The organism is Mycobacterium sp. E183 (assembly GCF_001667735.1).
Taxonomy (GTDB): Bacteria; Actinomycetota; Actinomycetes; order Mycobacteriales; family Mycobacteriaceae; genus Mycobacterium.
Genome location: NZ_LZJN01000105.1, coordinates 121,233 through 143,174, shown reverse-complemented (window position 1 = coordinate 143,174; position 21,942 = coordinate 121,233). Strand labels below are relative to the sequence as shown.

The window sequence follows — 21,942 nt, the reverse complement described above, 5'->3', positions numbered from 1 at the left end:
AAACTGGGCCCTGTCGTCAGGGCACCGGCTCGACCGTGCGGATCATGACCGCGTTGGCGGCGCTGACGGGCGCGGGTTGGTGCATGATCTCCACCGCCATCGCGACCATGATCAACGAATAGATCATGTGCAGGAGGTTCAGCGCGTCGTCGGGCAGGCTGTCGAGCGGGAACTTGTCGCAGTATTCGATGGCCTCTTCGAGCCGCGGGAAGAACGCGTCGTAGAACTCGTGCATGTCGGGCATCGTGCTGGCCATCCGGACGTTCCAGCGTTCGGTCTCGGTGGCCAGACACCACCTCTGGGCGTACGATTCCAACTCGGCGAATGCGCTGGGCAACATGGCATCTGACATCGGCTCACACCCCCGCCGGTTCGGACGCGCGTTCGCGTTGGTAGGCAGTCACCCAGTCGACGACGACCTTGTGCAGGTGGCGCACCAGGATTTCTTGGTCGTTGAGCGGGAACTCGTCGACGACGCCGTACTCCAGCGCGGCCTGGGTGCCGCCGAGCATCCCGGCGTCCTGCAGGGCGAACTCCTTGAGTACCACGGCCGCCACCTCATGCTCGATCCGCTCGCGCACGCTGCCGGCGGGGTGGAAGTAGGTGTACGCCTCGAAGCGATGCGTATTGTGCGAGGTGGGCCAGTACCGGTACAGCAGATACCAGCCGCCGTAGATCAGGATCTCGATGTTGGGGAAGATCTGGAAATTGCTGATGCCCCAGGGCTCGATGCCGCCCGGGTTGAGTCCAGGGGGCATCGGGCCGAGATCCGGTGTGCGCCAAGGTCCGACGAGTCCGCTCTGGGTGGCCCGCTCGATGGGATACATATACTCCGGGGGCAGCAACCAGCGCCGACGCCCGGCGGTCGACACCAACCGATGCGGACCGTCGAGCTGAAAATGCCCACAGGTGAATCCGGCGTTGGGGTCCCGCACGTCGGGGGGCACTTGTTGCGGATGCAGGGAAGGTACGTGGTAATACTCCTGGAACGCGTCGGCGAAGATCTTCCAGCTGCTGTTGTTGTGCGCCACCCACTCGTAGCGTTCGGTCAATTTGTCGAAGGGATATCCGTCGAGCCCCGTGACCATCGGCCCGAGGAACTCTCGCAGCGTCTGCCGCGGTTTGGGGTCGAAGTTGATGAACACGAACCCGTTCCAGACGTCACAGGGCACGGGCCGCAGCCCGTAGTCCGACCGGTCGAGGTCGAAGAATTCGCCTTCCTGCTGCACGAATTTCAGGGCGCCCTCGAGGTCATAGCGCCATCCGTGATATTTGCAGGTGAATTGGCGGCAGGTGCCTCGCGTTTCTTGATTGGGAAAGTCGTTCCACACCAATTTGTTTCCCCGGTGCCGGCAGACGTTGTAGAAGGCGCGGATGCGCTCGTCTCGCCCCTTCACCACGATGACCGACGTGCCGACCACCTCGAGCTCTTTGGTGAGATAGCTGCCCGCGCGGGGCAGCTCCTCGACCCGCGCAACGTTCAGCCAGGCACGTTTGAAGATCCCCTCACGTTCGAGTGCGTAGAACTCCGGCGACGTGGAGTCGCTGAACGACACCGGACCGGTTCCCAGGTCGGGATAGTGTTCGGTCCAGGAACCCTCAGCGGGCCGTCCCGATCGCGTCATCTGTACCTCCTGATCGCCGTCACATCACCGCTCCGCCGTTCACGCCCAGCACCTGCCCGGTGATGAAGCGTGCCTCTTCCGAACACAGGAACCCCGCCGCCGCGGCAATGTCCGCCCCCGTGCCCAGGTAGCCCAGCGGGATGTTGGCCGCGATCTGCTCGTTGGAGGGCAGATAACCGGCGGCCTGACCCTGATGCTGCATCGGCGTTTCGATCCCCGACGGCGGGACGTTGTTGACCGTGATCCCGTACGGCGCGTACTCGCGCGCAAGCGATTTGGTCAAGGTGATCACCCCGCCCTTGGAAGCCGCGTAATGGGCGGCGAACGGTGAGCCCCGCTGAGCGCTCGATGACGAGATCATCACGATCCTGCCCCAGCGCGCGTCGACCATGTCGGGCAGTGCGATCTGGCAGCAATGAAACGTGCCGGTCAGATTGACGTCGATGATCCGCGCCCACGATTCGGCGGTGATCTCGGCAAAGGCGGAGTAAGCGAACTGCCCGGCACTGGTCACCAATACCGTGACCGCACCCAGCTCGTTACGCACCTTGGCGAAAGCCTGCTCCAACGCCGGCCGGTCGGTGACATCGGCGCCGACGCCGATCGCGGTGACGCCCTCGCCGCGCAGGTCCTCGGTAACGCGTTGCGCGGCTTGCTCGTTGACGTCGAGAACCGCGACCTTGTGCCCGCGCCTGCCCAGTTCATGGCAGGTGGCCTCGCCCATGCCCGAGGCGCCGCCCGTCACCACGGCCACCCGGCTCATCGACTCCGCTCCACTGCGGTTGGTCTCCCGTCCATTCACTCGTAAACGACGTGCACCGTGCGGCTCGTCGGCAGCGCCTGGCAGGTGAGCACCCAGCCCTCGTTTATCTCGTCCTCGTCCAGCGCATCGTTGTTGAGCATCCGGGCGCTTCCGTACGTCAGTCGGGCCATACACGTTGCGCAGGAACCTGTTTCGCACGACGACGGCGCGGCCAATCCCGCCATGCGGGCGGTCTGCAACAAGGTGTCGCCCGCACTGTAAGGCACCGTGGTGGTGCGCCGGTCCAGCACTATGGTCACTTCCTCGGTCATGACCCCGTCGCTGTTGCGCGGCCCCGCGCCGGCTGCCGCAGTGGGTTCTGACATCTCCCCGAGAATATCAACTACTTGCCATTAATATCAAGTACTAGAGATACCGAAATGGGCTTCGGGTCAGTCCTCGACGTGGTCGTTGAAAAGCTCATGGCCGGTGCCCTTTTCGACAACTCGGCCCAACAGTTCACGCAGCGTCTGCTGTTCCTGCTTGCTGAGGACGCCGAACACTTCCTCGTGAGCGGCGATCGCGTCGTTGACGACGGTCGCCGCGACGTTGCGTCCCTCCACCGTGAGATAGGCCTGCAGAATGCGGCCGTGCTGGGGGTCGCGTTTTCGTTCCACCAGGCCGCGGCGTTCCAGGGCGGTCAGCGCGAGCTGAACCCCTTGGGGGCTGATCAGGAGCCGCCGGGCCAGGTCGGCGCCCGAAAGGCCGGGCTCGTTGGCGAGTTGGCGCAACACGCCGATCTGGGCGGTGCTGACGCCGTGCACGCGCATCGCGTCGTTGATGGTCGTCAGCGAGTGATAGAAGGCCTGCTTGAGCAGCCACAGGATGTTATCGGTGAGTTCCATCGCCGCCTCCATGCTTGAAGATCTCGCCGCCCTTCATGACGAACGACACCTCAAGTGTGGCGCCGATGTCCCGGGAGGGGTCGCCGGGCACCGCGATGATGTCGGCGAGGTAACCGGGCGCCAGCCGGCCGAGCTCGCCGTCGGCGTCGATGAGTTCCGCGGCGACCACGGTGGCCGCCCGGATCGCCTGCATCGGCGTCATGCCGCGGCTCACCAGCGCGCCCAGCTCCTTGGCGTTCTGGCCGTGCGGGATCGCCGGTGCGTCGGTGCCGCACGCGATCTGCACGCCGGCGGCGATCGCCTTGGGCAGCATGGCTTTTGCCCGCGGAAACACCTCTTCGGCTTTCTTGCGCAGCTCCGGCGCGATCCGATCGATCGCCATCGCCTCGGTCAGGTACGTGGTGGAGACCAGGAAGGTGCCGTGGTCGACCATCATCTGGATCGTCTCGTCGCTGGCCAGGAATCCGTGTTCGATGCAGTCGATCCCGGCACGGATGCACGCCTGGATCGCGGTGTCGCCGATGGCGTGCGCGGCCACCCGTACCCCGGCCCGGTGGGCTTCGTCGGCGATCGCGACGAACTCGGCGTCGGAGTACTGCTGGGCGCCCGGGGCAGTGCTGTGGGACATGACACCGCCGGACGCCGACACCTTGATCAGCTTCGCACCGTGACGGATCTGATAACGGACACACGCGATCACCTCCGGGACGCCGTTGGCGATCCCCTCGGCTATCGAAAGCGGCATGATGCCGGGCGCGAGCCGTTGGAACACCGTCGGGTCCAGGTGCCCGCCGTACGGGGTCACGGCGTGACCGGCGGGATAGATGCGGGGGCCGACGTGCCAGCCCTGGTCGATGGCGCGCTGCAGCGCAACGTCGAGCAGGTAGCCACCGGTCTTGACCATCAGGCCCAGATTCCGCACGGTGGTGAACCCCGCCTCCAGCGTGGTGCGGGCATTGACCGCACCACGGAGGGTGCGATAGGCGGGGTCGTCTTGGACACCGTGCATCGGTGACGGCAAACCTTCGGGTCCGCCCGGGCCGCCGATCAGCAGGTTGAGTTCCATGTCCATCAGGCCCGGCAGCAGCGTGACGTCACCCAGGTCGACGACGGCGGCCGAATCAGGCGCGCCCCCTTCGGGATTGATGGCGGCGATACGCTCGCCCTCGACCACCACGAGCGCCGGTGAGCGAACCTGGCCGTCGACCACGTCGGCCCACCGCGCCGCCCGCAGGACGGTGCTCATGGAACGGGCTCGGACACGCAATCCAGGGTGGACGCACCGGAGTCGGGCACTCGTGGCTGCTTCCAGCACTCGACCGGAAACGACACCATGATCATCGAATACAGCAGGTGCATGAGATTCAGCACGTCGTCGGGTAGGTCGTCGAGTGAGAACTTGTCGCAGTAGGTGAGCGCCTCTTCCGCCCGTGGCGTGAGCGCGTCGTAGAAGGCCTTCATCTCGGTCATCGTGCTCGCCAGCCTCTTGGCGTAGCGTTCGGGTTCGGAAGGCAGACACCAGTCCGAGAATTGCTCGAGGTCGGCGAATTCGCTTGGCAAGATTGTGGGCATCGCGGTCACACCCCCGCCGTAGCGGTGCGGCGATACCGATCGATCCACGCCGCCGTCTCCTTATGCAGGTGCCGGATCAGGATCTCCTGGTCGCAGAGCAGGAACCGGTCGAGGACCTGGGACTCGATCATGCTCTGCGTCGCCTCGAGCGTGTTGGCGTCCTGCAGCCCGTATTCCTTGAACGAGACGGCCGCGAGTTCCTGGGCGACGCGCTCCCGCGGAGTCCGCGGCTGCGGAAAGTACAACGTTCCCTCGAAGATGTGGGAGTTATACGCCGTCGGCCAATAGTGGTAGGTCAGGTACCAGCCCTGGCCCCAGAACAGGATCACGAAGTTGGGGAACAGCTGGAAGGAGTCCAGCCCCCACGGATCGCACTTCGCCGGGTTGAGCCCGGTGGGCAGCTCCCCGAGGTCCGGCTTGTCCCAGGGGCCGAACAGCCCGCTCTGGCAGATGTCCTCGATTGGCTTGCGCATCTCCGCCGACATCTCCCACGCCCGCACCCCCGATGTGCTGACCAACCGGTGCGGGCCTTCCAACCGGTAATGCGGAGCCTCAAATCCCGCCTCGGCGGCCGCTTTCGAGTACGCGGTGGGTGACTGGTTCGCGTGCAGCACCGGCGCGTGATAGAACTCCTGGAACGCGTCCATGTAGAGCTTCCAGTTCGCCTTCACCTCCGAACGGTAGTGCCATCGCGAGGTCATCTTGTCGAACGGATAGCCCTCGAGTGCGGTGACCATCGGCCCGAGGAACTCACGTAACGACTGTTCGGGCTCCTTGGCGAAGTTGACGAAAATGAACCCTTCCCACACGTCGCAATGCACCGGGACCAGCCCGTAGCGACTCTTGTCGAGATCGAAGAATTCCTCCTCTTGCTGCACAAACGTCAGGTTGCCGTCCAGGTCGTACCGCCAGGCGTGGTACTTGCAGGTGAATTGGCGGCACACCCCGCTGGTTTCCTCGAGCGGCATGTCGTTCCACACCAGCTTGTTTCCGCGGTGACGACATACGTTGTGATAGGCCTTGACCTCCCCCGATTTTGTGCGCACCACAATGATCGACGTGTTGACGGCTTTCAGCTCTTTGGTGAAATAGCTGCCGGTGCGCGAAAGTTGTTCAACGCGGCCGACATTGAGCCAGGCGCGCTTGAAGATGGCCTCGCGCTCCAACTCATGGATCTCCGGGCTGATGGAGTCCTCGTAGGAGACCGGGCCCGTTCCCAGCTCCGGGTAGTGCTGCGTCCAGCTGCCCTCCGGCGGCTTGGGGAATCGAGCCATCATTGCTCCTAATCCGATCTCCGGCCGCGCGATTCGCTCCGACAGCCGCGCGGCCACCGGTTTCACTGCTCGCGGAGGACCCCGTTGGGGCCGACGGTATATGCTCGACCCCATAATCGCAAGTAGTTGATATTGCCGAAGGGGAGTCTCCATGAGTCAAGACCTCGGGCCGCGGATCGCGCCGGGCCGCTTCGTGCTGGCGCACGGGGAGACGTTCCAAGTCATCTCCCCGCACACCGAGGAACCCATCGCCGAAGTGGCCGCCGCGGGGCCGGCGGACGTCGACGCGGCGGTCAGCGCCGCCCGAGCGGCGATCGAGGGGCCCTGGGGCCGGACGGATCCGGCCGAGCGGATCGCGGCGATCCGTCGCCTCGCCGACGCCTACGATCAGCGGCGCGGGGAGATGGCCGATGTCATTACGGCCGAAATCGGCGCTCCCATAACCTTTTCGAGGCGCGCCCAGGTCGGCCTCCCCGCGATGATGATGCGCGCGTTCTGCGACCTGGCCGAGCGGCACACCTGGCAGGAGACCCGCCACGGCTTCTTCGGCGCCGACGTGCAGGTCCACAAGCAACCCGTCGGCGTCGTCGCCGCGATCGTGCCGTGGAACATGCCGCAATTCCTCACCGCCACCAAATTGGTGCCCGCGTTGCTTGCCGGCTGCGCCGTCGTGCTCAAACCCGCGCGCGAATCTCCGCTGGACGCGGTGCTTTTGGCCGAGATGCTGGAGCAGATCGATCTCCCGGCCGGCGTGGTCAGCGTGTTGCCCGGCGACAGCACCGTCGGTCAACTCCTGGTGTCCCATCCCGGGGTGGACAAGGTGTCGTTCACGGGGTCGACGGCGGCGGGACGGGCCGTCGCGGCCGCCTGCGCGACCCACCTCACCAAAGTCAGCCTCGAGCTGGGCGGCAAGTCGGCGGCCATCGTCCTCGACGACGCTGCGCCGGAGGCGGTCGGCGCCGGTGTCCGATCGGCCAGCCTGTCGAACAGCGGGCAAATCTGCAACGCGTTGACCCGCGTCCTGGTCCCCCGCGAACGCCAGGACCAGTACGTCGACGCGCTCGCCGCCGAGATGACCGCCCTGCGGGTGGGCGATCCCACCGATCTCGGGACCCAGCTGGGCCCGCTCGTCTCACGCCGCCAACAGCAGCGTGTTCACGATTACATCCGAATCGGCCTGGACGAGGGCGCGCGGCTGGTCATCGGCGGGACCGAGCTGCCCGACGGACTCGACCGCGGCTGGTACGTCGCGCCCACGCTGTTCGCCTCCGCCGACAACAGCATGCGCATCGCCCGCGAAGAGATCTTCGGCCCCGTGATCACCGTCATCCCCTACCGCGACGAGGACGATGCGGTGGCCATCGCCAACGACTCCGACTACGGGCTGGCCGGATCGGTGTGGACCGGCGACACCGACCGCGCGCTGTCGATCGCCGCGCGAGTGCGCACCGGCACCCTCGGGATAAACCAGGGTTACACCATGGACCCCTTCGCTCCGTTCGGTGGCGTCAAAGGCAGCGGATACGGTCGCGAACTGGGACCGGAGGGCATAGACAGCTATCTCGAGACGAAGTCCATCGCGGTTTCGCCATAACCGTAATTGGGATCGGTAACCGACGCCGAACGAGAGACTTTCGCCGATCATTCAGCGAAAGGAAGCGTCTTGAAGACCTTGAAGAAGATACTTGCCGGCGCACTGCTGTCGGGCGGCCTGGCGGTGACCGGTACCGGACTCGCCGCGGGCCCCGCCCAGGCCGACAATCCGGATTGGGGCCCTGCGCATCAATGGTGCCCGGGGCAACCCCTGCCGGCCACCGGCAACCACGTCACCGACCCTTTTCGGGGCTGGGACATGAACGTGTGCCACACCTACTACTACCTCTGGCCCGGGATGGGCAACGTCTCGAGCATGATCTGGGACGGGGACAACCCGCCGCCGAAGCCGCCACCACCGCCGGCCCTCATCAACAAAGACAACTGCCAGCAGATACTCGGAATCTTCTGCCCCAGGGCGTGAGCGCACATCGGCCGGGAGGCGCGGTAACCTCATTCTCATAGCGCGAGCAGCGCGCCGAGGAAGGGGACGAAGCGCTCATGGCCGACCTTGGCGACGACGGCGAAGTGACCCGCGGCGACCGCTTCATCAAGACGGCCGTCGAAATCTTGGGCGAAACCGGCCGCACCGACTTAACGGTGCAGGAGGTCGTCGGCCGGTCCAAGACGTCGCTGCGCGCCTTCTACCAGCATTTCAGCAGCAAGGACGAATTGCTGCTGGCACTGTTCGACCGGACCATCGCCCAATCGGTCCAGGCCTGGCGCGCCGAGACCGAGGGGCTGGACAGCACCGCGGCGCTCAAGCTGGTGATCGACCGCATCAGCCAGCAACCGGAATCAAGCACACAAGACAGCCTCAATCGCGCCTTGACCCTCTATAACCAGCACCTGGCCGAGACCCGCCCCCGCGATTACGCGCGGGTCCTCTCCCCTTTGCATCGCCTGATCCGCGACATCGTGGGGCAGGGCATCACCGAGGGCGTGTTCAACCCGGGACTGGACGTCGCGGCGTCGGCCGCCATCGTGATGCAGACGGTGATGGGCGCGCAGCGATTGCATTGGCTGGGTGCGGAATTGAACGGGACGCCGGTCGACGTCGGGCACCTCTACGAGTTCTGCAGTCGCGCCCTGGGCATCCGGGACAGCGAGGAGTCGAACCAGCTGTCGCTGTCCGAGCTGTTCGCCCAGATCGGCCTGCGGCCGGGAACCCGCGACGGTGAATTCGCGATGACGATGCCGGTCAGTCCCGCCGTCGTCAACACCTCGGGCGCGTTGCAGGGCGGCCTGATCGCGACGCTCGTCGACGTGGCAGGCGGGCAGTTCGGCCTCGAATACCTGACGCCGGGCACCACGATGACCACGGCGGACCTCTTCGTTCGCTACCTTCGCCCGATCCGGCAGGGCTTGGCGTTCGCGGTGCCCCGGATGCTGCGATCCGGCCGGCGGGCGATGGTGATGCAGGTCGACATCTACGGCGAGGCGGACGACGAGCTCCTCGCGACGGCGACCGTGAACTTCGCCGTCATCGACGGAAAAACACCGGAGATCCCCACCTGGCCGGGCACCTAGCCGGCGTCATCGGGCGTCACGCCGGCGACGACCGGGCCCAATGGGCGCTACACGCAAGGCCCTCATGAGTGGTAACGTCATTACCACCTACTGAGAACCCCAGATTTGCCCCGAGGAGATCGCCATGCCGTCTCGCGAACTTTCCTTCCCCGTGTTCGACGCCGACAACCACATGTACGAGCCGCAGGAGGCCCTGACCAAGTTCCTGCCGGAGAACCGCAAACGCGTCATCGACTACGTCCAGGTGCGTGGCCGCACCAAGATCGTGGTTCGCGGCCACATCAGCGAGTACATCCCCAACCCGACGTTCGAGGTCGTCGCCAAGCCGGGCGCCCAGGAGGATTACTTCCGCAACGGCGCGCAGGGCAAGAGCTATCGCGAGATCCTCGGCGAGCCGATGAAGGCCATCCCCGCCTTCCGCGAGCCCGGCGCGCGGCTGGAGGTCATGGACGAGCTGGGCATCGACTACGCCCTGATGTTCCCGACGCTGGCCAGCCTCGTCGAGGAGCGCATGAAGGACGACCCCGAGATGACCCACGACGTCATCCACGCGCTGAACCAATGGATGTACGAGCAGTGGTCGTTCAACTACCAGGACCGCATCTTCGCCACCCCGGTGATCACGCTGCCGATCGTCGAGCGCGCGCTCGAAGAACTCGAATGGTGCCTCGAGCGCGGCGCCCGTACCGTCCTGGTGCGCCCGGCGCCCGTGCCCGGCTACAAGGGCAGCCGGTCGTTCGGGCTCGAGGAGTTCGACCCGTTCTGGCAGGCCTGCATCAAGGCCGAGATCCCCGTCTCGATGCACGCCTCGGACAGCGGCTATTCGGAGTTCGCGAACGTGTGGGAGCCCGGCGACGAGTTCCTGCCGTTCAAGCCGACCCCGTTCCGCAGCCTCGTGATGGGTCACCGGCCGATCATCGACGCCATGGGTGCGCTGGTGTGTCACGGCGCGCTGTCCCGCAACCCCGAGCTGCGGATCCTGTCGATCGAGAACGGCGCCGACTGGGTGCCGGACCTGTTCAAGGGCCTCAAGGGCGTCTACAAGAAGATGCCGCAGTCGTTCAGCGAGAACCCGATCGAGGCGTTCAAGCGTTGCGTCTACATCACCCCGTTCTGGGAGGACCGGTTCACCGAGATCGTCAAGATGGTGGGCACCGACCGGGTGTTGTTCGGCTCCGACTGGCCGCACCCCGAAGGCCTGAAGGACCCCATCTCCTTCGTCGACGAGCTGACCGACTTCGACGAGGCGGACATCGCCAAGATCATGGGTGGCAACCTGATGAAGCTGATGAAGGTCTCCGCACCGGCGAAGAAGCCCGTCTCGGCCTGATCGGTCACTCGGCGGAATCGCCGTCGGCGATGACGGAAACCACACCCTTGGTTTCGAATAAGGCGAGGCGGACGTGGGCGGGCGTTCGGTGACCGTGTTGGCGCAGTATCGCGTCCAGGTCTCCCCGAGTTAGCCTGCAGCGCTTGAGGTTCTTTTCGTCCACTTCGCCGTCGCTGATCAGCACCCGAACCGGTGGATCCACGAGGCGGCGCACCCAGGGCTTGAAGCGCAGCCGCGCAACGAGGTCGTGGGCGCCGATCAGGGTGAGCAGGGCAGCGACCCCGGTAAGCCACGAAGTGTCGGCCGCCGTCGCGGTGCGCCCGACGATGGCGCCGACGGCGACTGCGGTGACCCAATCGAACGGCGTGAACTCAGCGATCGTGCGCCGCAGCATGAGCCGGAAAGCGGCTGCGGCGGTGACGAATAACGCGAGCGCCTTGAGTGCCGCGTAGGCCGCTGGCCGCCACCCGCTGTAGAACTGCAGCAGTAGGTCACTCATCGCCGCCGCCTGCTCGCACTGCAATTACGAGACGCGGCCGCGCCGGGCGAGGACCAGGGCGCGTTGACGATCGACACCGAGGCCCTTAGCCCAAAGTTCGATGATCCCGCCGGGCTCACTCATGGCAGTCCTCCTTGCGCGCATGGTCGTTGCGGTCCGGGGACCGCCCCGCGACCGGCAGTACCCGCGGACGCCGCGTGTAAACGACTGTCGCTGGGTATTCGCCAGACTGGCGCACGTTCGGCGGCCGCGACGATGGGAGGACAGATGAGTGTGGCATCGGAAGGCCGGGCGCCGGTGACCATCGACGCCGATGTCGAACTACTCGCCGCCCAGATTCAGGCACTCGAAGCGCTGGGACGAAAGGATCTGGTCGAGGACGGCGAGGTCTACGACTTCAGCGTCCGGTGGGGCGCTGTGCTGGCGGGCCGGCTGCCCCGACTGGTCCATTACAGCTCCCTCGGTCTGCTCGATGACGCGGACCGGCACCGATTCGAGTCGCTGTGCGCTGACCTCAGCAGGGTCTCCGAAAGTGCCGAGCGGTTGGGACTTCCGCGCCCCGTCCTATCGGACGACAGGGCCGCGACGACGAAGACGCATCGTCGTCTCAGGATGCGGTCGCGTTCCCCGATGCGCCGTAGCTGAGAAACTCCTTGTCCGGCAACACGATCCCGGTGCGCGGTTTGGCACACTCCGGATTGCGACATGTCAGCGCCACCATGTAGGCATCGTCGTCCTCGTTCAAGAACAGGAATCCGAGGTATAGCGCGCGGCCGACGTCGAAGGCGGTGCCACCGCACCGCTCGCAGTGGCCACCCTTGGCGTCGATGCATTCCAGCACGCGATGCCGCGCAGCCGAATTCAGCTCGATGAGCTCCGGCCGCACCGTCGGGTCGTGGTCGGTCACCTCAGATCTCCATGTCCTTGTCGTAGTGCACGTGGTCCTCGCGCCAGCCACCCAGGCCGTGACCGATGCCGGAATAGTCGTTGATGAACTCGATCCCGTTGATCCACTTGACCATCTTGAATCCCACCTGTGTCTCCACCCGCAACCGCAGAGGGGCGCCGTGCTTGATGGGCAACGGCCGGCCGTTCATCTCGTATGCCAGCAGTGTCTGCGGCTTGTAGGCCAATTCGAGGTCCATCACCTCGTAGAACTGGCCCCCGGGAGTCTCTGCCGCCGGTTCGTCACGCCCGGTGTCCTGCATGCTGAGAAAGCAGATGTATTTGGCCTGCGGCAACGGCTTAACGAGATCCGCCAGCGCAGCCAGCGAGATCCCGCTCCACTCGCCGATACTGGTCCAACCCTGCACACAGTTGTGCATCGTCCGCTGCGTCTGCCGCTCGGCGAGCGCCCGCAGCGCGGCCAGGTCGAGGGTCACCGGATTCTCCACGAGGCCGCCGACCGCTAGCCGCCAATCGACGAAATTGTGGACCGCCATCACCTTGTATTCGGTACTGGCGGGCGGCTTTCCGTTCACTCGGTGATCTTCGGTCAGCTTGCGGGCCGGGTAGTCCTGCCGCGAATTCAGCGGGCGCAGCAGGAGCAGCCGAACCCGGGTGACCACGCCGCCGAGGACGCTTTGCACTTGGGTGGGATTGCGGAGGCTCCACTTCGTGGCCGCGATGTGGACGGCGATGATCGCTCCGATGATGACGAACGACAGCGCGGTGGCCCAGTACACGTTGCGCACGGATCCGAAGATCATCGACGCCATCAGTTGACCCCAGCCCCAAAAGAAGATCATCGAGAGATGGATGACGATGAAGACGACGAAGGCCAGCAATCCCAGGAAATGCAGGCTCCGCGCCCACTGCCGGCCGCCCCACATCCGCACGTACCACGGAAAGCGCGCCTCGATCGCCGGTGACTGCGCCGCCCCGGTCAGGATTTGGAATGGCGCCAGGAGGAAAACGACGCCGGCATAGGTCAGCTTCTGAATGGCGTCCAACGGCTCGCCGGGCAACAGCGGCGGCAGGTTGAAGGACAGGTAGGTGACGATGTCGTCGACGGCTTCGGGAAAGATCGACCATGAATAGGGCCAGTACCGGTGCCATTGACCGGTCGCGAAAAGCAGGACGTAGTACGACAGTCCGAGCAGAATCCAGCCGATCACCGAGAAGAAGTGCCAATGGCGTCCCATGCCCAATTTGTTGTGACCGGGAAGCGCGACCAGTGAGCTGTAGGACTCTTCTTCGTCGAGGGTGTCGTATAGCCGGTGCCGCGGCATGACTTTGCGGGTGAAACGCGCCCATTCGCTGCCCGGTTTGCTGTCGTCGTGCCAATACAACTTGGGGTGGGTGCTGAGGATCTCGATGCCGCTGCGGATGATCAGCGTGACGAACAAGACGTTGAGCCAATGGTCGACCCGCAGCCACACCGGATAGTCGAGCGTCGTCATGCCTGAGCTCCAGTCAGTCGTGCCACTGTTGCCGTTGCGGGTAGGCCACGTTGACTCCCGAGAGCACGGTCGCGTGCACCGCAACGAAGGCTGCGGCGAGCGCGAAAGCGAATGTGCCCGGGGTGAAGTCCCATCGGCCCATCACCGCGTCCAGCCCGCCGAGGGTGACCCATCGGCTGATCAGGTAGACGGCGAGAAAGGCCAGGCAGAGCAGACTCCCGAGGTACCAGCCCGCCGCAGGCACACGCGGTTTGAGGGCGAACACCATCGCCGTCATCGCCGACAGGCAACCGATCACCACCAGGCCCGCGTAGACGGCGAAGTACCAGGGCGCCGGCGAAAGCGTGGCGAAGACGTAGGCATGCAGGGCCACCAGGCCGCCCAGCAGGGCAGCGCCCAGCGCGGTCACCGTCCGCGGCAGGTTGAAGGCGACCCAACCGTTGAAGGTGAGCACCGATGAGGACCAGATGCTTCGCCAGAACGAGATCAACCGCCCTGGGCCGACATTGACCATGGGCGCGTGATACCCGCGCCGAGTAAATACAAACAAGCCTGGTTTAATCACTCGACCCGTGCCGGGACACCGAAGAGCCGCACGCCACGCTAGGAAAACCGTTGCACCGGGCACGGGGCCGCCATTGCTAGTCTTGATGTCTGTGCCTGGCCAGTGCTCAGCGCTTTTGGGCCAGCTTGCGGGACTCGGTCCGAGGAAGGGTCCGTAGGAGGGACGGCCGATGGCGGCCCAGAGAAACTGGGACAAGACCGTGGGTGCGGCCGACGACGTGCGCCGCATTTTCGAGAATGTCCCCGCGCTGTTGGTCGGCCTGGAGGGGCCCGACCACCGATTCGTCGCGGTTAACGCCGCCTACCGGGCCCTGAGTCCCCCGGTCGACAGCATCGGGCTCCTGGTGCGCGAGGTCTATCCGGAGCTGGAGAGTCAGCAAATCCTGCAGATGTTCGACCGGGTGTATCAAACGGGCGAGCCCCAGTCGGGAACCGAGTGGCGCGTGCAGGCGGACTTCGAGGGCTCCGGGACGGCGCAGGAACACTTCTTCGACTTCATCGTCACCGCGCGGCGCGCCGACGACGGCTCGATCGAGGGGGTGCAACTCGCCTTCGTCGACGTCACCGACCGGGTGCAGGCGCGACTGGCCGCCGAGTCCCGCATGGCGGAGTTGTCCGAGCGGTACCGCAACGTCCGCGACTCGGCCACCGTCATGCAGCAGGCGCTGCTGGCCCCGTCGGTGCCCGTCGTTCCCGGCGCGGACGTGGCCGCCGAGTACCTGGTCGCCGCGCAGGACACCGCCGCCGGCGGCGACTGGTTCGATGCGATCCCCCTTGGGGATCGACTGGTTCTCATCGTCGGCGACGTCGTCGGCCATGGCGTCGAGGCGGCCGCGGTCATGTCGCAGTTGCGCACCGCGCTGCGGATGCAGCTCCTGGCGGGGTATCCGGTCGCCGAGGCGCTGGCGGCCGTCGACCGCTTCCACGAGCATGTGCCCGGGTCCAGGTCGGCCACCGTGTGCGTGGGGTCGCTCGACTTCGGCACCGGCGAATTCCAGTACTGCACCGCCGGGCACCCTCCGCCATTGCTGGTCAAGGCGGAGGCCGACGCGCGCTACCTCGAGCCGTCCGGCGGCGGCCCGCTCGGCAGCGGCACGGGTTTCCCGGTGCGCACGGAGTTCCTCGACGTGGGCGACGCGGTCATGCTCTACACCGATGGCCTGATCGAACGCCCCGGCCGGCCGCTGATGGCCAGCACCGCCGAATTCGCCGACCTGGCCGCGAACATCGCCGGCGGTCAGGGCGGGTTCGTCATCGAGTCGTCGGCGCGGCCCATCGACCGGATCTGTTCGGAGACTTTGGAACTGCTGTTGCGGTCGACCGGGTACAACGACGACATCACGCTGCTTGCGGCGCAACGGCGCATGCCCCCGCCGCCTCTGCAGATGACGCTGGACGCCACGATCCACGCCGCACGCACCGTGCGCTCCCGGCTGCGTCAGTGGCTGTCCGACGTAGGCGCCGCGGCCGAGGACATTTCGGACATCGTGCACGCGATTTCGGAGTTCGTCGAGAATGCGGTCGAACACGGTTATGCGACAGAGGTTTCCGACGGAGTCGTCGTGGAAGCGTCGCTGGCGGGGGACGGCAGCCTGCACGCGTCGGTCATCGACCACGGGCAGTGGAAGGATCACCGGGAAGGCGAGCAGGGCCGCGGCCGCGGCCTTGCCATGGCCGAGGCCCTGGTGTCCCACGCGCACGTCAGTCACGGGCCCGGTGGTACCACCGCCAGCTTGACGCACCGCCTGTCGCGACCGGCCAATTTCGTCACCGACACGCTTGTCAGCCGGGGAGATCGGCCGAAGTCGGTCGACTCCGAGTTCGTCTCCTTGGTCACCGAACCGGGCCGCATCGCGGTCAGCGGCGACGTGGACTCCACCACGGCGTCCACGCTGGATCGACAGATCGCGGTCGAAAGCCGTTCCGGCGTAGCGCCGTTGACGATCGATCTCAGTGCCGTGACCCACCTCGGATCGGCCGGTGTCAGCGCGCTGGCCGCCGCCCGCGACCGCGCGCAGCGGCAGGGCAGCGAGTACGTTCTGGTGGCCCCGCCGGGAAGCCCCGCGCACCATGTCTTGTCGCTGGTGCAGCTCCCCGTCGCCGGAGGGCTCGCCGAGAATCTCGTCGCGGAGGGCTAGGGGCGGTCGGACCGCTGGCCGTGCCGCACCTGCTTGAACGGCACACCGCGGTCGGCAGCGAACTCCCGCGGGAACCCCAGCACCCGCTCGCCGATGACGTTGCGGGCCATCTCCGTGGTGCCACCGCCCATCGCCACGGTCTGGCGGGACAGGTAGCGCAGCCCGGTTTCCAGGCCTTCGCCGGGTTCCCCGACAACGCCGGCGCTGCCGGCGATCGTCATGGCGGTGTCGACGTTCACGAACACCGTCTCGGCGTGGAACAGCCTGATGAGTGTGCCGCCGGCCGGCGGTAGGGTGCCGTCTCGGACGCTGCGGTACACGTGGCCGATCAGCTGCTCGGCCACCGCGCGCTGCACCAGCGCGCGGCCGGCCAACTGCTCGACGCGTTCGTTACCGGCCTGGCCCGTCTTCTCGATCAGGCTCACGTAGTCAACGGGAATCGTGTGGCCGCCCTCGCTGCCGCTGCCGCTGGCGAACTCGGACCCCTGCCCCACCGCCCGGCGCTCGTGGTACAGCTGCCGCGACGCCACCGCCCAGCCGCCGTCGACCTCGCCGACGACGGCGTCGTCGCCGACGTCCACCCCGTCGAGGAACTCCTCGCAGAATTCGGTGGAACCGCTCAGCATCGTGATGCGGCGCAAGGTGATTCCCGGGTGCGCGATGGGCACCAGGAACATGGTCAAGCCCTCGTGCTTGGGGACGTCCCAATTGGTGCGGGCCAGACACAGCCCGTAGTCGGCGGCGAACGCGCTGGTGCTCCACGTCTTGGCGCCGTTGAGTATCCAGCGGTCGCCCTGACGTTCGGCCCGGGTGATGACGCCGGCCAGGTCGGACCCGCCGCTGGGCTCGGACAACAACTGAACCAGCACTTCGTCACCGCGCAGCGCCGCGGCGATGTGGCGCTTCTTTTGCTCCTCGCTGCCGGTGTCGAGCAGTGTGGCACAGCAGATGGTGAACGTGGGGGTGTTGAGGATCAGCGGCATTTCGTAGGTGAGGGATTCGGCGTCGAAGGCCTTCTGATACTCGTAGTCGAGTCCGAGTCCACCGTACTCACGGGGAAAGCAGATCCCCGCGAATCCTCCTTCGTACAAGCGCTTTTGGAGTTCCCGAGCCCGAAGCCAGGATCGCTCGTCGTCGCGCGGGGCTGGCGGGGGTGACTCGGGATCGATGGGGGGCATATTGTCCGCCAGCCATGCCCTGGCCCGGGCCGCGAAGTCGGCAACGGATTCGGTCGTCATGGGTCCGAACGCCCCGCCTTCTCGTGCTCGTACACCCGCAGGTTGTGTTCCTCGGGCGTCCCGAACATGGAGCGGTACAACGTGACCCGACGCAAGTAGAGGTGCAGGTCGTGTTCCCAGGTGACGCCGATGCCGCCGTGCATCTGCACGCAGGCCTGAACGATCTGGCCGGCCATCTCACCCACGTAGGACTTGGCGATGCTGGCAGACAGCCCCGCCTCTGGCGAGTTCGCCGCGACGTCGGCGACCGCCGCGGCCGTAGTGGCGCGGCAGGCTTCGAGCCACAGCTTCATGTCGGCGAACTTGTGCTTGAGGGCTTGATAGGACGCCAACGGGCGCCCGAAGGTGTGCCGATCCAGCGCCCACTGCACGGTCAGGTCGAACACTGTCTGCAGGATCCCGACCACCTCGGCGCACTGCAGGACCTGGGCGATTTGGCCCTGCCGGTCGACGAGCGCGGCCGTCTCGGCGGCGGTGCCCACGGCCGCGGATCGCTCCACCACCACGCCGTCGAACCGCACCCTGGCGTATTGCTTGACCATGTCCACCGACTGCTGCGGGACCACCGTGACGCCGGGCGCATCGGTCGGGACCAGGAACTGGCGCACCTCGTCACCGCAACGCGCCACCACCAGCAGCACCGCGCTCTGCGCGCCCGCCTCGACCCGGTCCTTGGTGCCGTCAATCCGGTAGCCGGAATCGGTGGGGGTGGCCGTCACCGAGGGGTCCAGCGGCGCCCATCCGCGGCCGGGCTCCGAAACCGCCCACGACGCCACGGTTTCGCCGGACATCAACGCATCGATGGTCGCGAGGTGGGGCTGCCGGTCCGCGCACCCGACGAGCGCGGCCAGCACGGCGCTAACCGGATACAAGGGTCCCGGCGCCACCGTCTTCCCGAGCTGTTCGGCGACCAGTGCCAGATCCGCCAAACCGCTCTCCGTAATGCTGCCGCCGCCCAATTCCTCGGGCACCAGCAGGCTGGTCCAGCCGAGCTCCGCGGCGCGCAGCCACCAAGCCGGATCGAAGGACTCCCCCGCGGCCTGCAACTCGCGCACGCGGCGCAGCGGCGCTTCCTTTTCCAGGAATGCTTGGGTTGTCGAGGTGAACAGCGTCTTTTCGGGAGAGTCGAGTGTCGTCATGCTGCCTCTCGTGGAGGAATCGCCGGCGTATCGATCCTAGCAACGAGCGCTACGGTAAGAGCTACCGGAGTGCCCTCGATAGCGCACCGCTACATGGCGAACACACGGCGCAGCGAGCGCGCGTGCAGCGCCCGGTTCTCCTGCGAAACAACCCAATCGGGAACCAACGAGTCGAACCCATTGAACGCCGCTGCGATCACGTGCAATTCGGTGTGCACGTAGGCGTGCAACAGCCTGTTCGCGTAGTCGATGGCCTCGTCGCGGCACGGATCGATCTCGGCGCAGCTGATGAAGGTGGGCGGTAGGCCCTCGAGGTTCGCCCGGTGCGCGGGCACGTGCTGACCGTTGGCGCTGGCGTGCCCAAGGTAGTGCCCCCATGCCCGGCTCACCGCAGGCCCGTTGAGACCCGGGGTGCGCTGAAACTCACGCCGCGACTGGGTGGCGTCGGAGTCGAGCATCGGCTGGTGCAGGATCTGCACCAGGATCTGGGGGCCTTCGTCATCGAACATGCGCTGGCTCAGGCCCGCGACCAGGGCCGCGCCCGCGTCGCGGCCCATCACCGCGATGCGGTTGACGTCCACGTTCAGGTCCGCGCAATTCCGGATGGCGTAGTAGAAGCCGGCCTCGACGTCGTCCAACGCCGCCGGGCAGGGGTGCTCCGGGGCGAGCCGGTAGTCGACCGAAATCAACAGGCAACCGCCTGCCCTGGCCAACTCCACGCACTGCGCGTGATCGGTGTCCAGATTTCCGGTCACGAAGGCTCCGCCGTGGGCGTACAGGACGAGCGGCGAGCCTGACTCGGCCCGATCCAGGTTGGGCCCCCGGTAGAGACGAAGATTCAGCTGGTGGCCGCCCGGGCCGGCGATGGTGCGGGTCTCGATGGCGACATCGGCGGTGTCGACGTCCGCGGCGCGCTCGGCGGCGAGTCGGCCGGCGTGTTCGCGTTCGGCGGGCAGCGTCTCGGCGCGGAATTCGACGACGCCCAGTGCGGTGGCGGCCTCCCGGAGCACGGGGTCGATCCGGGTAAGGCCCTGCGGGCGCGTCAGATTCGTTTGTGTCATACCCTCTCCGCTTCCGGGCTCACCATGCGGGCTCGTCGGATCCCGGCGCGGGACGTGCCGGAAACCCTCTTCAAGGTAGACCTGTGATCAGGTGTGGTGAAAGACGAGGCGCTTGTCGCCGGAGCCCCGGCCATGGGCCCCGACTCAGCGTTCCCCGGGAAGCGCCTTGACCGTCGCCGGCAGCCCATAGAGGGCGGTCGCGTTGCCGCGCATGATCCGCTCGCGCTGGTCGGCCGGGAATCGGTTGATCGCGTAGGACGGCGCGTCGTAGCTCCAGTGTGGGTAGTCCGTCGAGAACATCAGGTTGTCGCCCATGTCCATCATCTCGAGGTACTCGCGGAACTGCACGGTGTCGGTGTCTTCCAGCGGCTGGGTGGTGAACCGAACATGTTCGCGCACATAATCCGACGGGCGCCGGCGCACGTGTGGCAGGTCGCCGCGGCGGGCCTCCCAGATGCGGTCCATCCGCGACATGACCGGCATGGCCCAGGTGAAGCCGCCTTCGACGAACACCACCCGCAGGTCGGGGTGACGGTCGAACGCGCCGTCGAACACCAGGCTCATCAGGTGCGAGACGTACAGCAGCGGCCAGGCGGCGAAGAAGTCGTGCCAATGTGCCGGATTGCCAACCGGATACAGCGGGATCAGTTCGAAGGGCGTCTGCCCCATCAGGTGCGTCGCCACCGGGAATCCGTTGCGGGCCGCGGCTTCGTACAGCGGGTCGAAATGCGGGTTGCCGAAGGGGATCCCACGAGTCTGGGGCGTCATCAGCACCTGGGCCATGTACGGGTGGCCCGCCCAGCGCTCGACCTCGCGCGCCGCGCGCTCGGGCGTCTGCGCGCTGACGCTGATCGATCCGCGCCAACGGCCGTGCCGGTTGTTCTTGTCGAGCCAGACGTCGGCGAGCCAGTCGTTGTAGGCGGACTTCAGCGCGTGTTCGGCTTGCGGCAGCTGGGCGTCGCACATCGGCTCGAGGGTCGCGATGCTGACACCGGCATCGAGCAGCAGCTGCTTCGCAGCGAATTCCGGGTCGCTGCCCGCGACGCCCCCGTCGGGCGGGGCGGCGTCCAGTCGCAGCGACATCGTCTTGTACGAATCGGGTGTGTCGTAGAAATGCGGCACCGGGGCGACCGCGTTGCCGGTCGGCCAGATCTTGTCCACCCATTCGGCCGCCGCGTATGACTTGAGCACCTCGGTCGAGACGGGCAGCGGGTGCACATCGGTGTCGACGATGGTGACCGCTATTTCGTCTTCTCGACCCGTTGCGGAGTCGATCCGCTCGATCGTCGTCATCGGACACGCTCCTTCAATCCGTAGAGCTCGCTGGCGTTGCGCCACAGCACCTTGTCTCGCTGCGCGGCGTCGAGGCCGTCGGCAACGCTCTCGGGTGGCGAGGTGGACCAGTGGGGGTAGGCCGACCCATACATCAGCAGGTCGGACTTCCCGGTGAATTCAATCCAGCGCTGCGTGTCGGTGGCATCGGTCGGCCCGTCGAACGCCGAGGAGCAGAACCGAACGTGGCAGGGCAGGTATTCGCTCGGGTAGCGGTCCACCCACGGGGTCTGATCCCGCATCGAAACCCAGAAGGTGTCGAGCCGCCAGATCAACGGGGTGAGGATGTCGTAGCCGCCGTCGGCGAAGACGAACTTGAGGCCGGGATGCCTGCCGAACACGCCCTCGACGATGAGGGTGGCCAGGTGCACGAAGTAGTTCAGCGGCATGAACGCCGCATAGCCCGGATAGGTGTGGGCGTGTCCGGCGAAGGTGGGCGGATAGTCGACGCCGTTGCCGCCGTTGATGTGCACCGCCACCGGCAGCCCATGGGCGGCGGCGGCCTCCCAGATCGGCTCGAACATCGGTTTGCCGTACGGTTCGCGCGACTGCATCGGGACGCCGACCTGTACCAGCTTGGGGTGGTCGGCCAACCGCTCGATCTCCGCGACGGCGCCCCTGGGGTCTTCCGGGTTGACGCGGATGGTGCCCCGGAACCGATCCGCGGGGTCGGGCTCGAGCCAGCGGTCGAGCAGCCAATCGTTGACCGCAGCACAGATGCGGCTGTTGAGCAGGTAGTCGGCGATGTTGCCCCGGGTCAGCGGGTTGAGGATGGCGTACTCGACACCGCGTTCGAAGAGGTGCCGGCTGACGGTCTCGGGATCCGATCCCGGGTAGTGGTCACCGTAGAGGTCTTGCCGGTAGTCGCCGCCGGGCGCTTGGTACCACTGCTGTTCGACGTCGGGAATCGACCGCAACTGGTGAGCGGCAGGTAGATAGCGCCGTATCTCCGCGTTGTAGCGGAAATGCGGTTGCACGTTGGCGTCGATGATCATGGG

22 protein-coding genes and 1 pseudogene are annotated in these 21,942 nt (G+C 66.4%); 6 read left to right on the top strand and 17 right to left on the bottom strand.

The window, feature by feature from the left end; translation table 11 throughout:
* Nucleotides 1–16 precede the first annotated feature (16 nt).
* The 8 genes and pseudogenes from A5691_RS10980 to A5691_RS10945 all read right to left on the bottom strand — a co-directional run bounded on the left by A5691_RS10980 (nt 17) and on the right by A5691_RS10945 (nt 6,118).
* Complete coding sequence (locus A5691_RS10980) at nt 17–352, bottom strand: hypothetical protein (protein ID WP_068015551.1); 336 nt, start codon at nt 350–352, stop codon at nt 17–19.
* A gap of 4 nt (nt 353–356) precedes the next feature.
* Complete coding sequence (locus tag A5691_RS10975; protein WP_068015549.1) at nt 357–1,625, bottom strand: aromatic ring-hydroxylating dioxygenase subunit alpha; 1,269 nt, start codon at nt 1,623–1,625, stop codon at nt 357–359.
* 19 nt (nt 1,626–1,644) lie between these two features.
* Nucleotides 1,645–2,388: an SDR family NAD(P)-dependent oxidoreductase gene (locus tag A5691_RS10970; protein ID WP_068015547.1), complete on the bottom strand. Its 744-nt coding sequence runs from the start codon at nt 2,386–2,388 to the stop codon at nt 1,645–1,647.
* A gap of 35 nt (nt 2,389–2,423) precedes the next feature.
* Nucleotides 2,424–2,696, bottom strand: a pseudogene (locus A5691_RS10965) (2Fe-2S iron-sulfur cluster-binding protein); the annotation flags it as partial.
* Nucleotides 2,697–2,819: 123 nt separating this feature from the next.
* Nucleotides 2,820–3,272: a MarR family winged helix-turn-helix transcriptional regulator gene (locus A5691_RS10960; protein WP_068015560.1), complete on the bottom strand. Its 453-nt coding sequence runs from the start codon at nt 3,270–3,272 to the stop codon at nt 2,820–2,822.
* Nucleotides 3,256–4,518: an amidohydrolase family protein gene (locus A5691_RS10955; protein WP_068015543.1), complete on the bottom strand. Its 1,263-nt coding sequence runs from the start codon at nt 4,516–4,518 to the stop codon at nt 3,256–3,258. The genes A5691_RS10960 and A5691_RS10955 overlap by 17 nt, the downstream gene beginning before the upstream one ends.
* A complete protein-coding gene (locus A5691_RS10950; RefSeq protein ID WP_068018458.1) occupies nt 4,515–4,844 on the bottom strand; it encodes a hypothetical protein in 330 nt (109 codons plus the stop codon). Before A5691_RS10950 ends, A5691_RS10955 begins: the two co-directional genes overlap by 4 nt.
* 5 nt (nt 4,845–4,849) lie before the next feature.
* Nucleotides 4,850–6,118: an aromatic ring-hydroxylating dioxygenase subunit alpha gene (locus A5691_RS10945; protein WP_068018455.1), complete on the bottom strand. Its 1,269-nt coding sequence runs from the start codon at nt 6,116–6,118 to the stop codon at nt 4,850–4,852.
* Between the two features lie 151 nt (nt 6,119–6,269).
* Here A5691_RS10945 and A5691_RS10940 point away from each other — a divergent pair, with 151 nt between their 5' ends.
* From A5691_RS10940 to A5691_RS10925, 4 genes are all read left to right on the top strand, one after another.
* Entirely contained in the window at nt 6,270–7,712 is a 1,443-nt protein-coding gene (locus tag A5691_RS10940; RefSeq protein ID WP_082950246.1) for an aldehyde dehydrogenase, read from the top strand.
* Nucleotides 7,713–7,781: 69 nt separating this feature from the next.
* Nucleotides 7,782–8,135, top strand: a complete 354-nt coding sequence (locus A5691_RS10935; protein ID WP_068018327.1) for a hypothetical protein — start codon at nt 7,782–7,784, stop codon at nt 8,133–8,135.
* A gap of 77 nt (nt 8,136–8,212) precedes the next feature.
* Nucleotides 8,213–9,241, top strand: coding sequence for a hotdog fold thioesterase (locus tag A5691_RS10930; protein ID WP_068018329.1), 1,029 nt, complete (start codon nt 8,213–8,215; stop codon nt 9,239–9,241).
* Nucleotides 9,242–9,365: 124 nt separating this feature from the next.
* Nucleotides 9,366–10,571 carry an amidohydrolase family protein gene (locus A5691_RS10925; protein ID WP_067760499.1) on the top strand — a complete coding sequence of 402 codons (1,206 nt, stop codon included), beginning with the start codon at nt 9,366–9,368 and terminating at the stop codon, nt 10,569–10,571.
* Nucleotides 10,572–10,575: 4 nt separating this feature from the next.
* Here the strand turns inward: A5691_RS10925 and A5691_RS10920 are convergent, their stop codons facing one another.
* Nucleotides 10,576–11,070 carry a DUF421 domain-containing protein gene (locus tag A5691_RS10920; protein ID WP_067760497.1) on the bottom strand — a complete coding sequence of 165 codons (495 nt, stop codon included), beginning with the start codon at nt 11,068–11,070 and terminating at the stop codon, nt 10,576–10,578.
* A gap of 267 nt (nt 11,071–11,337) precedes the next feature.
* Between A5691_RS10920 and A5691_RS27270 the strand changes: the two genes are divergently transcribed.
* Complete coding sequence (locus A5691_RS27270) at nt 11,338–11,715, top strand: hypothetical protein (RefSeq protein WP_067888386.1); 378 nt, start codon at nt 11,338–11,340, stop codon at nt 11,713–11,715.
* On the opposite strand, the gene A5691_RS10915 is transcribed toward A5691_RS27270, so the two are convergent.
* From A5691_RS10915 to A5691_RS10905, 3 genes are read right to left on the bottom strand one after another with little or no spacing between them, the layout of a single operon-like run.
* Nucleotides 11,678–11,977: a hypothetical protein gene (locus A5691_RS10915; RefSeq protein ID WP_067760495.1), complete on the bottom strand. Its 300-nt coding sequence runs from the start codon at nt 11,975–11,977 to the stop codon at nt 11,678–11,680. The two genes, A5691_RS27270 and A5691_RS10915, sit on opposite strands and share 38 nt — an antisense overlap.
* Nucleotide 11,978: 1 nt before the next feature.
* Nucleotides 11,979–13,472: a molybdopterin-dependent oxidoreductase gene (locus A5691_RS10910; protein ID WP_067785213.1), complete on the bottom strand. Its 1,494-nt coding sequence runs from the start codon at nt 13,470–13,472 to the stop codon at nt 11,979–11,981.
* A 13-nt stretch (nt 13,473–13,485) separates the two neighbouring features.
* Nucleotides 13,486–13,986 carry an oxidoreductase gene (locus tag A5691_RS10905; RefSeq protein WP_067785210.1) on the bottom strand — a complete coding sequence of 167 codons (501 nt, stop codon included), beginning with the start codon at nt 13,984–13,986 and terminating at the stop codon, nt 13,486–13,488.
* Between the two features lie 220 nt (nt 13,987–14,206).
* Here A5691_RS10905 and A5691_RS10900 point away from each other — a divergent pair, with 220 nt between their 5' ends.
* Nucleotides 14,207–16,174, top strand: a complete 1,968-nt coding sequence (locus tag A5691_RS10900) for a SpoIIE family protein phosphatase (RefSeq protein ID WP_067785207.1) — start codon at nt 14,207–14,209, stop codon at nt 16,172–16,174.
* Here A5691_RS10900 and A5691_RS10895 read toward each other — a convergent pair.
* The 5 genes from A5691_RS10895 to A5691_RS10875 form a co-directional block, all read right to left on the bottom strand.
* Nucleotides 16,171–17,412, bottom strand: coding sequence for an acyl-CoA dehydrogenase family protein (locus A5691_RS10895; protein ID WP_067888395.1), 1,242 nt, complete (start codon nt 17,410–17,412; stop codon nt 16,171–16,173). The genes A5691_RS10900 and A5691_RS10895 overlap by 4 nt on opposite strands.
* A complete protein-coding gene (locus A5691_RS10890; RefSeq protein WP_067784014.1) occupies nt 17,409–18,551 on the bottom strand; it encodes an acyl-CoA dehydrogenase family protein in 1,143 nt (380 codons plus the stop codon). Before A5691_RS10890 ends, A5691_RS10895 begins: the two co-directional genes overlap by 4 nt.
* An 89-nt stretch (nt 18,552–18,640) precedes the next feature.
* Nucleotides 18,641–19,612 (bottom strand): alpha/beta hydrolase, encoded by a 972-nt coding sequence (locus tag A5691_RS10885; protein WP_067784019.1) that lies wholly within the window; start codon nt 19,610–19,612, stop codon nt 18,641–18,643.
* Between the two features lie 144 nt (nt 19,613–19,756).
* Entirely contained in the window at nt 19,757–20,905 is a 1,149-nt protein-coding gene (locus A5691_RS10880; RefSeq protein WP_067784022.1) for an amidohydrolase family protein, read from the bottom strand.
* A complete protein-coding gene (locus tag A5691_RS10875) occupies nt 20,902–21,939 on the bottom strand; it encodes an amidohydrolase family protein (RefSeq protein WP_067785116.1) in 1,038 nt (345 codons plus the stop codon). The genes A5691_RS10880 and A5691_RS10875 overlap by 4 nt, the downstream gene beginning before the upstream one ends.
* Between the last annotated feature and the right edge of the window lie 3 nt (nt 21,940–21,942).